Raw genomic sequence first — 13,197 nt, forward strand, 5'->3', positions numbered from 1 at the left:
CGTTATCCTCTAAAACCTGGTGGGATTTGATTATCCGGTTCGGACAGGGCGTTAATATCCCGCTTTGCCGCGCCGTTCTGGTTGCTACGGCCTATTTGCAGGCTGCGCGCCAATTTTTGCTGCCACTGGACGTGATGGAAAACTTTACCTTCGGCCTGCCAGTAGGCCACGAACGAGGCCAGCTCTTCCGGCGTGGCTGGATGCGCCAGCGCAATGCCCCACATCGCCGCCAGGCGCTGAAAGTCAGCATCCGGCTGCCAGCCCGCATACATGGCGAATTTGCCCATTGGCACATTTACCGGCGCGGCGGCTGGTTCTTCATAGAATTGTGCATCGAGCGAAATGTCGCTCATCGGTCGCGCAAGCTGTGCTTCGAGCTCCAGAAGTTGTTCAAGGCGCTGCGGCGTAATAGCGTAAAACGCGGGGCTATTATTGGCAAAAACGGCGATGGCGCCGCCTTCCGTGCGTGCCAGCACGCAGGCAGGATCGCGCACAAATTCATCAATACCAATGACATTCGGCGTCAGGATTCTGGAAGACATAACGCGTTCTCAAACAGGATTACTACGGATACGGCGCACTGTGTTTTTTTCACACAGGCATAATCACACATAGTAACACAGGGAGCGCAAAGGGCAGAACAGCGTGAAAAAGCCGGGTTTCCCCGGCTTGTGATTTTCCAATAACGTTGGCTTTTTTGCGTTACGCAATGATATTCAGCGTAACGTCGATGTTGCCACGCGTGGCGTTGGAATAGGGGCAAACAATGTGTGCTGCATCGACCAGTTTTTTGGCTTCAGCGGCATCCATCCCCGGCAGGTGGATATTCAGTTTTGCTTCAATACCAAAGCCGGTCGGCAAAGGGCCGATACCCACTTCGCCTTCGATAAACGCATCTTTCGGCATGGCGATTTTGTCGCGACCGGCGACAAATTTCATTGCACCGAGGAAGCAGGCAGAGTAACCCGCAGCAAACAGCTGTTCCGGGTTAGTAACTTCACCGCCAGCGCCACCCATCTCTTTCGGCACGCCCAGTTTGACATCCAGTACGCCGTCGGAAGAGGTTGCGCGACCATCACGGCCTCCGGTTGCTTTGGCTTTGGCGGTGTAAACAACTTTTTCTAAAGACATGGCAGGTTCCTTATTATCTGAAGTGTTTGCTATAAAATAGCGTGCTATTTTTTACTGGGGATAAACTCCCTGTAAAGGGAGATTATGCCCGTTGAAATTGTTGGCGAAGCCGTTCCAGTTGCTGCTTGATATCGGCAAGCGTTGCGCTATCACAAGCCATTGCACAGCCGATTGCTTCCGGAATCGACGTCGCTTGTTGCTGCAAGTCACGCCCGCTTTCGCTTAGGGTGATCACCACCTGGCGTTCATCCTGGCGCGATCGTTGACGACGAATCAGCCCGGCGCTTTCCAGACGCTTCAACAGCGGCGTCAGCGTGGCGGAGTCGAGAAACAGGCGTTCGCCAATTTCCGACACCGTGATGTCATCTTTCTCCCACAGCACCAGCATCACCAGATATTGCGGGTAGGTGAGATTCATCGGCGCCAGGAGCTGCCGGTAGAGCTTATGCAGCGCCAGATTTGTTGAGTACAGTGCAAAACAAAACTGGTTATCTAACGCGAGCTGCGCATTCGCGGTTGGAGTCGATGTCTTCTTCATGAGATTGAATATAGATAGCACGCGATTTTATTGCAAGTTATTTTTGTCGAAAAAGTATTCCCACAAAAATTTGCCTGCTGTTTCAGCATGATAATGGCGCTTCGCGACCAGAGCCGGGACTTTGCAAAAAATTGCGAAGGCGCAAATGTTGTCGATCACGTGAAAATGAACATTGTTTACTGTGCTTGGTAAATCGCCGCTTTGAGGAAGAATCCCAGCTGCTTCATGGAATTACGCAGCACGTTACGCAATAGCAGTAAGCCTCTGTGGCAACATTGCCACCACGGAATTCGCGCTTCATTAGAGGCGGAATTCGTGGCGGAAGAACTGACCTTATACGCGGGGGCGTTTGCGATAAATCCACAGCCCAGGAATCGACAGGCCAATAGAGAGTGCGCCGACAATCGATGATGCTTTCAGGAAGTTCGTTAACAGCAAAATCATCAGTTCTTCGCTGTAGCCAAAATGGCCGATCTTGACCGCCGAAATCATTGCAGTATAGGCGGAAATGCCCGGAAACATAGGGATCACCGCCGCCACGGTAAAGACTTTCGGGTGCGCCAGATACCAGCGTGACCAGTGGATGCCAATCGAGCCGACCAGCATTGAGGCGGCAAAAGTCGACCATTCGATATTGAATCCCCAGTGCACCATAGCGAAGCGCGAACCATGGCCAATCGCGCCAAGCAGCGCGCACCACGGTAGAGCGCGGTGCGGCACGTTAAATACCATGGCAAAGCCAACGGCAGGGATGGCCGCCAGTAACATATCCTGCGCCAGCGCCAGGATGAACAAAATCACATCCATCCGCGTAATCCCCACAATGTCATTGCCATTACCACACCAATACAGGTGGCAAGCGTTAATAAGCTGGCGATAGCCCAGCGTGCAAGGCCCGTATTGATATGTCCTTTAAACATATCGGCAACCGAATTAATCAGCGGAAACCCCGGTACCAGAAGTAAAACGCTGGCGGCCATCGCAACGGTGGATGATTGCAGAAAAACGGGCAGCGTCAGCATCAAGCCGGAAACCGTAGTAGCAACAAAAGCGGTGATACAAAAGTTGATTTGCGGGTGTAAGTGGCGACCTGCCAGCACAAGGCGGACATACATCGCGACACTACTGGCGCAAAAAGTTATAAAAGCACCATCCCAGCCGCCGTTATTGAGCTTGCAAAAGCAGGCACAAGAGAGACCCACCATCAGCGTGACCAGCCAGCGCGGGTAGCGTAAGGGTTTGACCTGAGCGAAGCGCTTCTCGACGTCTTTGCAATCCAATAACTTATGTTCAGTGAGAATGACAATATGCTGAACTTCCGTCACCACGTGCATATTAATGCCGCGATCGCTATTTTTACGGGTTGATGTCAGGCACATTCCGTCTTTAATCGTGGTAAGAACAATGGCATTGGAAGAAATCGAGCTTTCAACACTGTCCATACCCAGCGCCAGTCCCAGACGCGTTGAAAGCTCCTCAACCAGCGCGCTCTCTGCGCCGTGCTGTAACAAAAAAAGGCCACACTGAATGCACAGCCGCGTAATGGCCCGCTGTGATGACTGGTCTGTTTGCATGATTACCCTGGTATTGTTGCACTGGCGCTCACGAAGGGTGGAGCGGAAAGCCTATTTTTAGCACAGGACACCGGCTGGATGGCGCTAAGAAAGATCAAGAATTGTGCATTAAATCACGCTTGTTCATGTTCAAAAGGAGAGCTTATCGCATGTTAAGAATGAAGTAATAACAGAAAAGAAACAGCAGATTTTTTTCTGTTTAGCTGAGAATAATGATGAAGTTAGCGTTAATAAGATCTTATATATTATTTAAGATGATTGCTTTTATCTTATCTCAATATGTGCCGACTGTTTTAAATTTCTTATTTTATTATTAATAATGTATCGGATGTTTTAATGCGCATTGTGTAATGTTGACACGCTACTTGTGGATATTATAATTCAGTACATTATATTTATTTCCATTCATAAACTGTGCCAATTTTATGGCAGCTCCATCAAAACGGTGCTGCTACTTTACGCAATATGAGTATTAACTGAGTAAATACTTATAAATAAGGTTGATAGAACGCGCAAATGGAAGCGGAGGTTTTATGCTATCGAGAGACGGCAATCAGGGGATTATCATCAGCAAAACGCCGATACTTAGGGTCGGGATTGGCGGCATTCTTGAGCGACATTTCCCGGAATATGCACTCAATTATTATTCATCAGTGGAAGAGGTTGCACTGCTTAAATTAAAATGCGCCAGATTGATAATCACTGACTTATCAGGGGAGCAGCGTTATGCAAGAAAAAGCTGTCAGCAATATTATTCACTGTTTCCTCAATGCGATAACGCACGCTGGCTATTCTTCGTTTCGCGCAGCCTCTACCCTGTGGCCGCTGAGCTTCTTATGCAGCCCCAAACGACCTTGCTGGCAGATGTGGAACCGATAGAGGGCGTAATTGACGCCATTCGTAATGGGCATAAGAATGTTGAGAATATAAGCCAAACCTTATTGACTTCAGGATGGCATAAACACACCGACAATTCTTTTTCGAACGCAATGTTAACGTTGTCTGAGCGCAAAGTGTTACGCCTCCTTGGAAAAGGATGGGGGATTAATCAAATTGCCACGCTGCTTAAAAAAAGTAATAAAACAGTCAGCGCGCAGAAAAATAGCGCAATGCGGCGGTTATCACTACGTAGTAATGCAGATTTGTATACATGGATTAATAGCAGTCAGGGAATGAAACAGCTGGATTTTGGTACGGCGGACGGAGAGCATAATGAATGGAAAATACCAGGAAGAAGGGAAATGTTGCCATCATAGAAAAATGCATAATGAGCGGGGAGGGCCTACGACATTTATTTGATGAATCTGCTATTAATCACTATCAATTTTATTTTTTTAAAGATCATTCGGCGTTTCGGCAGGCGCTGAAACAGACTTCGTTTTTTTCCGTCATCTATTCCCTTTTTGGTCAACGGAAAGAACGGCTGGAATGCTTGATGTGTCTGCATTTACTCTCCCTTTCTCATCCAGGAATGCAACGCATTGTATTAGCGGGAGACAACCGTGAAGCGCGGCTGGTTGGGCATCTCTCCCCCTCACGGTTGCACGGGATATTAAGTAAATCATCCCCCCTTGCTGTGCTACTGGAGGAGTTGGTCACGTTGTTTGGGGAGACGCGGCGCATTAACGAAAACATGATTAACCATTGGTATGTGAGCCAGTGTCGTATGCTCAGCCCGACAGAAAGGGAAATTCTGAACTACATGACGCGGGGGTTTTCTGTTGCCGAAATTGCATCGCAGCTGGATCGTAATGTGAAAACTATTCGAGCGCATAAATTCAACGCAATGGCAAAGCTGGGGGTCACATCAGATGTCGGTTTGCTTGATGCGGCGGATATTCTGACATGGAAGCCACCCTGCGCGCGGGCCGCATCGGAGTTAATGTAAACGTTTTTTTGGGAACTGCGCCAGGCTATCCCTGGCGCTTTGTTAGGCAACTACAGACACACATCAATCCATTTCGCGTGTGTTAATTGCGCCATTCTGTCGGGAGAAATACGAATCGCGCTGTGAATTGCTCCCGCGGCCGGTAACACTTCCTGATAGCGTTTTAACGACACGTCACAATATACCTGCAACGGGTTTTCCAGCCCAAACGGGCAGACACCACCGACTGGATGTCCGGTAATGGTGACAACCTCATCACTGCTTAGCATTCGGGCTTTCGCGCCAAAGGTATTTTTTAGTTTTTTATTATCAAGGCGTGCATCACCTTTCGCGACGACCAATATCACTTCGTTTTTCACTTTTAACGACAGTGTCTTTGCGATTTGCCCTGGTTCGACATTATGCGCGGCGGCGGCGAGTGCCACGGTCGCTGTACTTTGGTTAAGTTCAATAATATCGATGTCGGGGGCGTTATCGGCAAAGAACTGCCGTACGGACTGCAAACTCATGATGTTCTCCAGCAAATGACCGCCATTAATCTGTCACAAGCCTGTTATGCGTGTAAATAACCGGGCATAACAAACATCTTACTGCCAGATTCTCGATCCTCTTCACAATCGCGGAAACCGGTTACAGTAACCGGTTGCAGTGTTAACAAGCCGGGTTAATACTCATTTTGTCATTTCCCTCTGTTCATAAAATTAAAAAAGAGCCGTCTATGAAACCTACTCAACTTTGCTGTAATGCTGGTTCGAAAACCTGCATGGTTTCACGTCAAAAACATGGATCGCTGCACGGCAGAACGGTTGCTGATGCGCTTACTTTGTTAGCCTGATAGGAGATCTACTATGTCTGCCAACCATGCTGCGTTTAATCTTATTTTCCGGTTTATAGAAAATTATGTCAGTCCGGTAGCCGGACGCATCTCTTCCCAGCGTCATGTTATGGCGATTCGCGACGGTTTTATCTCCGCGATGCCGTTTATGATAGTGGGCTCATTCTTGCTGGTATTTGCATACCCTCCATTTTCGCCAGATACGACGTGGGGTTTTGCCCGGACATGGCTGGACCTGGCGAAGCAGTATGAAGGGCGGATCCTTACGCCTTTTGATATGACGATGGGCATTATGTCTATCTATATCTGTGCGGCGATTGCTTACAATCTCGGTAAACATTATGTGAAGTCGCATCAGCTGGATCCGTTTATGTGCGCGATGCTGTCGCTGATGGCTTTTTTACTGGTCGCAGCACCCAAAACCAACGGCACATTGCCAGTTGATAGTCTGGGCGGCACCGGTATTTTTACCGCGATCCTGGTGGCTGTTTACTGCGTTGAAATGATGCGTTTTCTGAAAGCGCACAATATAGGCATCCGTTTGCCAGACCAGGTGCCGCCAATGATCAAAAACTCTTTTGATTTGCTGATCCCGGTTTTGGTCGTGGTGCTTACCCTTTATCCGCTGAGCCTGCTTATCCAGACGCAGTTCAACATGTTAATTCCGCAAGCCATTATGGCGCTATTCAAACCACTGGTGGCGGCGGCGGACTCGCTACCTGCGATTTTGCTGGCGGTGATCATCGGCCATTTATTGTGGTTTGCGGGTATTCATGGTGCGGCGATTGTTTCCGGGATGCTGCAGATGTTCTGGTTAACGAACCTCGGGCTTAACCAGAGTGCGCTGGCGCAAGGTGCACCGTTACCGCATATCTTTATGGAAGCGTTCTGGACATTCTTTATTGTGATTGGCGGATCCGGGGCGACCATGGGACTGGTGTTCTGCTACTTGCGTAGCCGCTCGGTGCATTTGCGTTCGATCGGGCGTTTGAGCGTGGTACCGAGTTTGTTCAACATCAACGAGCCGGTTATTTTTGGTACTCCCATCGTAATGAACCCTGTGTTCTTTATCCCATTCCTGCTGGCTCCGACTCTTAATGCGATTATTGCCTGGGCGGCAATGAAACTGGATCTGATTGGCCGCGTCATCTCGGTCGTACCCTGGACAGCACCTGCGCCGATTGGCGGTGCATGGGCGTTAGGTTGGGATTTCCGCGCGGCGATCCTTGTCGTTCTGCTGGCCTGTGTGTCTGCGATAATTTACTACCCGTTCTTTAAAGTGTATGAGAAACAGTTGCTGGAACAGGAAGCTGAAGAGGCACAACGCGCAGAGGAAGATAAGCAGGTTGCGTGATGGTGTCGAATAAAAACGAAGAGGGCGATTTATCGCCCTCTGCTTATTTCAGCGTACAGTCACCGCACTGCTGAACATCGGGCAGGCGATAGCGCTGGCAGCAAGTGCGACGCACCAGAGCGCCGTCGCGCATAACAACTGTGCGCCACAAAGGGTTATCACTGCCGTCAGCGAGCTGCTTTTCGAAAAAGCAAAGCTGGCGAAGTGCGGCAACACGCGTTTCACCTAGTTTTGGGATGAGTTCCCCCAGGCACCAGTTAATCAGATAGCCGGTATTGCTCCAGATAAGTTTACCGTTGATATCGCCGGTGGCTTCCAGCGCCTGAACTACCGGGAGGATCGCCTGCGTCGTTAATGCGCATATACGCTGCGCGTCGTCGCATGACGACAACTTATTATCCCGTTGCACATCAATCCAGAAACACGCGGCGCGGCCGGTTTCATGGAACTCGGCATGAAAATGTTCCGGGGAGAGACTAGTGGCGCTTTTTTGCGTCAGCAACGTCAATAATAGTGGCGGTACCAGCAACCCGAGATACCACTGCGCCCATAACGATAGCAACGGTTTGTTTTCACGTTGCTGCGTCAACTGGTTGCGGTAAATATGATCGGAGTAGGTGGCGATAAGTGACTGTAATGCGGCAGGGTGCGCCCACTCAGCCAGTGTCATTGCTTTGTACGGCGCGGGTTCATTCAGCCGAATAAAATCGAGCAAATACTCGCGGGTGCTGGCGATAGTTTCCCGCATGGCATTTGCCAGCGAATCACGCTCATCAGTGAGTCGGCTTCGCCAGATAATGTTTTCGGTGATCGATGCGGTGCGATAGGTCATAGCGCCAGCCGATAGCAAATCTAAATGATAATGATTGCTAATCCTAGCCAGAGGTAAAATCGATAGCAACATTTTTATCGAAAAGTTAGCGCTGAGCGCACCTCAGGCGACACGCAGCTCGCCACTCACCAGAATGTTATTACGACCTAAATGTTTGGCTTCATATAACGCTTTATCGGCGAGCGAAAGCGCCGCATCAATATCGTGATCGACAAGTGGCGCAATCCCGATACTGATCGTGACGTTTGTGGCGACGCTTTCGTTAAACATATGCGGGATTTTTAAATCGTACACTTTCTGGCGGATGCGCTCTCCGGTAAGGCGAGCCTGCTCAACATCAACGTTATTCAGCAGGATCATAAACTCTTCGCCGCCAAAGCGCGCGACGATATCACGGGAACGCACGGCGTCGCGTAAAGCGGCGGAAACACGGATAAGCGCCTGATCGCCCATCATGTGTCCGTAGTGGTCGTTGTAGGCTTTGAAGTGGTCAATATCGAGCAGCAGGACGAAACGCGAACTCTCATCAACGGCCAGCAAGTTATCAAGTTTGTGTTGCAAACCACGACGGTTGTACAGGCCGGTTAGTGGGTCAAGCATGCTCAGATCATTTAGCGTTTTACGCTCCTGCATCAGGCGGTTCATCAGTGCAAGGGCAAAACTATCGTTACGTTTTTGGATCGCATGCTGGATAGAGATCCCCAACACTGGCAGCGCAAAGGTGTAAATAAGCCTGATTGCGCTTTCCCCTTCGCTAAACCACAGACATGTCACGAAGACCGGCAAAGAGTGCAGCAAAAAGGCGACAATGTTATTTGAAAATGCGATCGAGCCGATAAAAAGCACGCTTAGCAAGGCTATAAGCAGGTAGGTAGAGGCGTTGTCATTAAGTAACCTGACTTTGGTTATCACATGCCATGCCCACAGGCAGCCAAATATAAGTGAGATGAATGTGATATTGATTTTTGTTTTTGGATAACACTTTTGCCAGACGGGCAGCATAATGCTCGCCGCAAAGATAGCGCACACGGGAAACGTGAACGCGCGCTGATTGTAGAGCGGCAGAGCAATAGAGAACAAAGCTGAGATTGCGTTGAGCAGTAAAAAGAGTCGTAGGGACAATCGATATCTCTTATTACATAGAGATTGCCAGGTTTGTAATGTCATACCTAAAAATCGTTATTTATCCGCAATATACTACTGCGCTATGAGTCAAAGGAAAAAAGAAGTAACGCAATGAAACTGTCATTGCGAAAAATTAGTGATTTGGATTTAGATTTAAGCAGCGCTTAATTTATCACCTTCCTGAATGACTGTCATTAGATGATGAGTAATCTTCATACGACCGTATGACCGCAGGCTGACAATTGAGAAAAGATATCATATGATATTGGTTATCATTATCGGTTTGAGAGATGAAACCATGTTGCAGCGAGCGCTGGGAAGTGGCTGGGGAATTGTGGTGCCTGGAGTGATTGTTGCTGTGCTGATGCTGGCGGATTTATCAGCCAATGCGTGGCGAATGGTGATTGTTCTGGGCTTACTACTTACACCCGCCATGCTTTACCATAAGCGTTTACGCCATTTTATTTTATTGCCTTCAGGCGTTGCTCTGGTTGGCGCAATGATGCTGATGCTATTGAATCTAAAGATGATGATGTAACAGGGGAGCAATACAGGGAGAGAATAAGATATCTGGTGCGAGGGGGGGGACTTGAACCCCCACGTCCGTAAGGACACTAACACCTGAAGCTAGCGCGTCTACCAATTCCGCCACCTTCGCACAGTCATCTTACTTTTTGATATCGCCTCGTTGGTGCGAGGGGGGGGACTTGAACCCCCACGTCCGTAAGAACACTAACACCTGAAGCTAGCGCGTCTACCAATTCCGCCACCTTCGCACAGTGCGAGCGATATCAACGTGGTTTATGGTGCGAGGGGGGGGACTTGAACCCCCACGTCCGTAAGGACACTAACACCTGAAGCTAGCGCGTCTACCAATTCCGCCACCTTCGCATACCATCGATACTCTTGAAGTATCGTTACCACGGAGGCGCATTCTAGATGTTTTCAACTTTTCGTCAATAGTTAATTGCACAGACTGAGGCTGATCGCTGTAAAAATGGGCGCGTCGTGACGAGGTGGTGAAATTTGCCCGATGAAGGATTCCACCGGGCCTGCGGGTTATTTTAACGCCTGGCGCGTCATTACCGTACGGTACACTTTGAATCGGCCGGTCTGCGCAATGACTTCATGGAAACCGAACGTTTGATCCAACACATCCGGGTAAGGCAAGAAGGCGTTTGCAACAATTCGCAGCTCGCCACCGCTGTTCAGATGGCGTACCGCACCGCGAATCAGCGTTTGCGCGGCTTCCTGGCTGGTTTGCAAACCATCATGGAATGGCGGATTGGAGATGATCATGTCAAAGCGACCCGTGACTTCCGAGAAGACATTGCTGGCGAAAACGTCACCTTCAAACCCGTTCGCCGCAAGCGTTGCGCGGCTGGCTTCTACCGCCGGGGCGGAAACATCGCACAGCGTCAGGCGCACTTTCGGCGAATGGCTGGCCAGGACCGTTGCGAGCACACCCGCGCCACAGCCCACATCCAACACTTTCCCCTTGGTATGCGGCGTAAGCGTCGACAGCAGAAGCTGGCTACCGACATCCAGACCGTCGCGACTGAATACGCCCGGCAGGGTTTTAATCGTCAGGTTATCCAGTATGTATTCGCCCCAGAAACTGTTCGCATCGAACTGCGGCTGCTTCTCAAGACGACCGTGATACAGCCCACAGCGACGGGCGCTATCGACTTTATTCAGCGGACAAAACTCAGCCAGCATCTGTTCGGCACTGCGCACACCGCTACGGTTTTCGCCCACCACAAAAATGTCGCTGCCCACTGGCAGTAGCGACAGCAGGTTCATCAACTGAAACAGGGCTTCCGGTTTATTTTTCGGCCAGTAGTAAATAAGCGTGTCGCTGTTACCGACGGTCTCGCTATCGGCGACCAGGCTATAACGGGCGTGTTCACCCATCTGCGGGCTTAAGGTCTGCCACTGATGGAATTGTTGCGTCCAGGCACGGCTTTCAGCGGTGTCCAGGCGAGCGGGCAGGTCATCCTGCAAATCGCCGGCAAATAAAATACGGCTTGGTTCGAAATCGTCACTGTGGCGCAGCAAGACTTCACTTGCCGGGGTATAAGCAGACATGAATGGTTCCTCTTTAAATTCAGGCGGCGATTATACACGTTATCCTTCAAACTGCCTCTTTGTTGGCTGCGTCTTCATCCCCCGGTTAATCTCCACGGGAGCCTCATTCTTGCCGCCTCGGCGCAGTATGAATGATTTTGTGTATGCCCGTTATCTTACGCGTTGCGTCTTTACTGGCTGCGTGTTGATGGCGCAATTTCGTCGAGTTTGTTATATTTGCGCGCCTGATACAGGAGTGTTTCACCATGACTTCCCGACGCGACTGGCAATTACAGCAACTGGGCATTACCCAGTGGACCTTGCGACGCCCGGCGGCGCTGCAGGGGGAAATTGCTATTTCGCTGCCCGCGCATATCCGGTTGGTGATGGTTTCACCAACTTTGCCGACGCTGAGCGATCCGTTGGTCAGCGAGGTGCTGCGCGCGCTAACCGTGACAGAAGATCAAGTCCTCCAGTTGACGCCCGATCGTGTCGCCATGCTACCGCCCGAAAGCCAGTGCAACAGTTGGTGGTTGGGTGTTGAAGCGCAGCAGGCGCTGGCGGGTGCTCAGGTTGTGACGCCGCCGGTTGATGAGCTACGCACAAATCCTGCGGCTCGCGCCGCGTTATGGCAACAAATCTGCGAACATGAACACGATTTCTTCCCTCAGCACGGCTGATTTAGCCCGCGCATACCAAATAGAAACCCGGGCGCATGCCTTCCCCTGGAGCGAAAAAACGCTGGCCAGTAATCAGGGCGAACGCTATCTCAACTACCGGTTGATGGTCGGGAATGAAATGGCCGCATTTGCCATTACCCAGGTGGTGCTTGATGAAGCCACGCTGTTTAACATCGCCGTTGATCCGGCCTGGCAGCGTAAAGGGTTGGGGCGTCAGTTGCTGGAACATCTGATTCATGAACTGGAAGCTCGCGACGTGCTGACGCTGTGGCTGGAAGTCCGCGCCTCTAACGTTGGCGCTATCGCACTGTACGAAAGTTTAGGTTTTAACGAAGCGACCATTCGCCGTAACTATTACCCCACTGCCAATGGGCGTGAAGACGCGATAGTGATGGCTTTAGCAATTTAAAAAGGTGATGTAATGAAATGGGACTGGATACTCTTTGATGCTGACGAAACGCTGTTTACCTTTGATGCGTTTGGCGGCTTACAACGGATGTTTCTTGACTATAGCGTGACATTCACCGATCAGGATTTTGCAGAATATCAAGCTGTTAACAAACCGCTATGGGTGGATTACCAGAACGGTGCTATCAGCGCATTGCAGTTGCAGACCCAGCGCTTTCAGAGCTGGTCTGAACGCCTGAACGTCCCTGCTGGTTCGCTTAACGAGGCATTTCTGAATGCGATGGCCGAAATCTGCGCACCACTGCCAGGCGCAGTATCATTACTGAACAGCCTGAAAGGCAAAGCGAAACTCGGCATCATCACTAACGGTTTCACTGCCTTGCAGCAAATTCGCCTGGAACGTACCGGTCTTCGCGACTATTTTGATTTATTAGTGATTTCCGAAGAAGTCGGTGTGGCGAAGCCTGATGCGAAGATTTTTGATTACGCGCTGCAAAAAGCAGGTAACCCGGATCGCGCCCGCGTGTTGATGGTTGGCGATACGGCGGAATCCGACATCCTCGGCGGCATTAACGCCGGGCTTTCGACCTGCTGGTTGAATGCGCACGATCGCGCGCTGCCTGAAGGTATCAACCCGACCTGGACCGTCACGTCCCTGAACGAACTGGAGCAACTCCTGTGTAAACATTGATTGTCTGCACTCCGCCGTTGAGTACAATAGCCGCATTTTTCGTATTTCATCGCGAGGCCTCAGGCCGCGCAATT

The 13,197-nt window shown here is 50.3% G+C and carries 16 protein-coding genes and 3 tRNA genes; 7 read left to right on the forward strand and 12 right to left on the reverse strand.

Annotated features, from left to right (window positions below):
- Nucleotides 1-2 precede the first annotated feature (2 nt).
- From dnaT to H650_RS17555, 5 genes are all read right to left on the reverse strand, one after another.
- Nucleotides 3-542, reverse strand: coding sequence for a primosomal protein DnaT (dnaT, locus tag H650_RS17535; RefSeq protein ID WP_020456445.1), 540 nt, complete (start codon nt 540-542; stop codon nt 3-5).
- Between the two features lie 160 nt (nt 543-702).
- On the reverse strand, nt 703-1,131 hold the full coding sequence (locus H650_RS17540; RefSeq protein ID WP_020456446.1) for an organic hydroperoxide resistance protein: 429 nt from the start codon (nt 1,129-1,131) through the stop codon (nt 703-705).
- Between the two features lie 82 nt (nt 1,132-1,213).
- Nucleotides 1,214-1,669, reverse strand: coding sequence for a MarR family winged helix-turn-helix transcriptional regulator (locus H650_RS17545; RefSeq protein WP_020456447.1), 456 nt, complete (start codon nt 1,667-1,669; stop codon nt 1,214-1,216).
- A gap of 333 nt (nt 1,670-2,002) precedes the next feature.
- Entirely contained in the window at nt 2,003-2,476 is a 474-nt protein-coding gene (locus H650_RS17550; protein ID WP_017457822.1) for a threonine/serine exporter, read from the reverse strand.
- Nucleotides 2,467-3,243, reverse strand: a complete 777-nt coding sequence (locus H650_RS17555; RefSeq protein ID WP_020456448.1) for a threonine/serine exporter family protein — start codon at nt 3,241-3,243, stop codon at nt 2,467-2,469. Before H650_RS17555 ends, H650_RS17550 begins: the two co-directional genes overlap by 10 nt.
- Nucleotides 3,244-3,776: 533 nt before the next feature.
- On the opposite strand from H650_RS17555, the gene H650_RS17560 reads away from it, so the two are divergent.
- Complete coding sequence (locus H650_RS17560; protein WP_020456449.1) at nt 3,777-4,499, forward strand: response regulator transcription factor; 723 nt, start codon at nt 3,777-3,779, stop codon at nt 4,497-4,499.
- Nucleotides 4,500-4,510: 11 nt separating this feature from the next.
- Entirely contained in the window at nt 4,511-5,131 is a 621-nt protein-coding gene (bglJ, locus tag H650_RS17565) for a DNA-binding transcriptional activator BglJ (RefSeq protein WP_071925256.1), read from the forward strand.
- A gap of 50 nt (nt 5,132-5,181) precedes the next feature.
- Here the strand turns inward: bglJ and H650_RS17570 are convergent, their stop codons facing one another.
- Nucleotides 5,182-5,640, reverse strand: coding sequence for a YbaK/EbsC family protein (locus tag H650_RS17570; protein ID WP_020456452.1), 459 nt, complete (start codon nt 5,638-5,640; stop codon nt 5,182-5,184).
- Between the two features lie 339 nt (nt 5,641-5,979).
- Between H650_RS17570 and H650_RS17575 the strand changes: the two genes are divergently transcribed.
- Entirely contained in the window at nt 5,980-7,320 is a 1,341-nt protein-coding gene (locus tag H650_RS17575; RefSeq protein ID WP_020456453.1) for a PTS cellobiose transporter subunit IIC, read from the forward strand.
- 43 nt (nt 7,321-7,363) lie between these two features.
- Here the strand turns inward: H650_RS17575 and fhuF are convergent, their stop codons facing one another.
- Together fhuF and H650_RS17585 are read right to left on the reverse strand one after the other, a co-directional pair.
- The gene (gene fhuF, locus H650_RS17580; protein WP_020456454.1) at nt 7,364-8,152 is read right to left on the reverse strand and encodes a siderophore-iron reductase FhuF; all 789 of its coding nucleotides are present in this window, start codon (nt 8,150-8,152) and stop codon (nt 7,364-7,366) included.
- Between the two features lie 102 nt (nt 8,153-8,254).
- Entirely contained in the window at nt 8,255-9,319 is a 1,065-nt protein-coding gene (locus H650_RS17585; protein WP_044489558.1) for a GGDEF domain-containing protein, read from the reverse strand.
- Between the two features lie 217 nt (nt 9,320-9,536).
- On the opposite strand from H650_RS17585, the gene H650_RS17590 reads away from it, so the two are divergent.
- Nucleotides 9,537-9,815, forward strand: a complete 279-nt coding sequence (locus H650_RS17590) for a DUF1435 domain-containing protein (RefSeq protein WP_020456456.1) — start codon at nt 9,537-9,539, stop codon at nt 9,813-9,815.
- A 33-nt stretch (nt 9,816-9,848) separates the two neighbouring features.
- Here the strand turns inward: H650_RS17590 and H650_RS17595 are convergent.
- From H650_RS17595 to rsmC, 4 genes are all read right to left on the reverse strand, one after another.
- Nucleotides 9,849-9,935, reverse strand: a tRNA-Leu gene (locus tag H650_RS17595).
- Nucleotides 9,936-9,966: 31 nt separating this feature from the next.
- Nucleotides 9,967-10,053, reverse strand: a tRNA-Leu gene (locus H650_RS17600).
- Nucleotides 10,054-10,081: 28 nt separating this feature from the next.
- Nucleotides 10,082-10,168: transfer RNA gene (locus H650_RS17605), tRNA-Leu, on the reverse strand.
- 168 nt (nt 10,169-10,336) lie between these two features.
- The gene (rsmC, locus tag H650_RS17610) at nt 10,337-11,365 is read right to left on the reverse strand and encodes a 16S rRNA (guanine(1207)-N(2))-methyltransferase RsmC (protein WP_020456457.1); all 1,029 of its coding nucleotides are present in this window, start codon (nt 11,363-11,365) and stop codon (nt 10,337-10,339) included.
- Nucleotides 11,366-11,610: 245 nt separating this feature from the next.
- On the opposite strand from rsmC, the gene H650_RS17615 reads away from it, so the two are divergent.
- The 3 genes from H650_RS17615 to yjjG are packed head-to-tail and all read left to right on the forward strand — an operon-like array spanning nt 11,611 to nt 13,123.
- Complete coding sequence (locus H650_RS17615) at nt 11,611-12,024, forward strand: DNA polymerase III subunit psi (protein WP_020456458.1); 414 nt, start codon at nt 11,611-11,613, stop codon at nt 12,022-12,024.
- A complete protein-coding gene (gene rimI / locus H650_RS17620; protein WP_020456459.1) occupies nt 11,993-12,433 on the forward strand; it encodes a ribosomal protein S18-alanine N-acetyltransferase in 441 nt (146 codons plus the stop codon). The genes H650_RS17615 and rimI overlap by 32 nt, the downstream gene beginning before the upstream one ends.
- A 12-nt stretch (nt 12,434-12,445) precedes the next feature.
- Nucleotides 12,446-13,123, forward strand: a complete 678-nt coding sequence (yjjG, locus tag H650_RS17625) for a pyrimidine 5'-nucleotidase (protein WP_020456460.1) — start codon at nt 12,446-12,448, stop codon at nt 13,121-13,123.
- Nucleotides 13,124-13,197 lie beyond the last annotated feature (74 nt).

This window comes from Enterobacter sp. R4-368 (genome assembly GCF_000410515.1).
In the GTDB taxonomy this organism is placed as follows: domain Bacteria; phylum Pseudomonadota; class Gammaproteobacteria; order Enterobacterales; family Enterobacteriaceae; genus Kosakonia.

Bases quoted from the DNA above. Each gene is read 5' to 3' on its own strand.
- dnaT (WP_020456445.1), bottom strand. From the start codon at position 542: ATGTCTTCCAGAATCCTGACGCCGAATGTCATTGGTATTGATGAATTT.
- H650_RS17540 (WP_020456446.1), bottom strand. From the start codon at position 1,131: ATGTCTTTAGAAAAAGTTGTTTACACCGCCAAAGCCAAAGCAACCGGA.
- H650_RS17545 (WP_020456447.1), bottom strand. From the start codon at position 1,669: ATGAAGAAGACATCGACTCCAACCGCGAATGCGCAGCTCGCGTTAGAT.
- H650_RS17550 (WP_017457822.1), bottom strand. From the start codon at position 2,476: ATGGATGTGATTTTGTTCATCCTGGCGCTGGCGCAGGATATGTTACTG.
- H650_RS17555 (WP_020456448.1), bottom strand. From the start codon at position 3,243: ATGCAAACAGACCAGTCATCACAGCGGGCCATTACGCGGCTGTGCATT.
- H650_RS17560 (WP_020456449.1), top strand. From the start codon at position 3,777: ATGCTATCGAGAGACGGCAATCAGGGGATTATCATCAGCAAAACGCCG.
- bglJ (WP_071925256.1), top strand. From the start codon at position 4,511: ATGAGCGGGGAGGGCCTACGACATTTATTTGATGAATCTGCTATTAAT.
- H650_RS17570 (WP_020456452.1), bottom strand. From the start codon at position 5,640: ATGAGTTTGCAGTCCGTACGGCAGTTCTTTGCCGATAACGCCCCCGAC.
- H650_RS17575 (WP_020456453.1), top strand. From the start codon at position 5,980: ATGTCTGCCAACCATGCTGCGTTTAATCTTATTTTCCGGTTTATAGAA.
- fhuF (WP_020456454.1), bottom strand. From the start codon at position 8,152: ATGACCTATCGCACCGCATCGATCACCGAAAACATTATCTGGCGAAGC.
- H650_RS17585 (WP_044489558.1), bottom strand. From the start codon at position 9,319: ATGACATTACAAACCTGGCAATCTCTATGTAATAAGAGATATCGATTG.
- H650_RS17590 (WP_020456456.1), top strand. From the start codon at position 9,537: ATGATATTGGTTATCATTATCGGTTTGAGAGATGAAACCATGTTGCAG.
- rsmC (WP_020456457.1), bottom strand. From the start codon at position 11,365: ATGTCTGCTTATACCCCGGCAAGTGAAGTCTTGCTGCGCCACAGTGAC.
- H650_RS17615 (WP_020456458.1), top strand. From the start codon at position 11,611: ATGACTTCCCGACGCGACTGGCAATTACAGCAACTGGGCATTACCCAG.
- rimI (WP_020456459.1), top strand. From the start codon at position 11,993: ATGAACACGATTTCTTCCCTCAGCACGGCTGATTTAGCCCGCGCATAC.
- yjjG (WP_020456460.1), top strand. From the start codon at position 12,446: ATGAAATGGGACTGGATACTCTTTGATGCTGACGAAACGCTGTTTACC.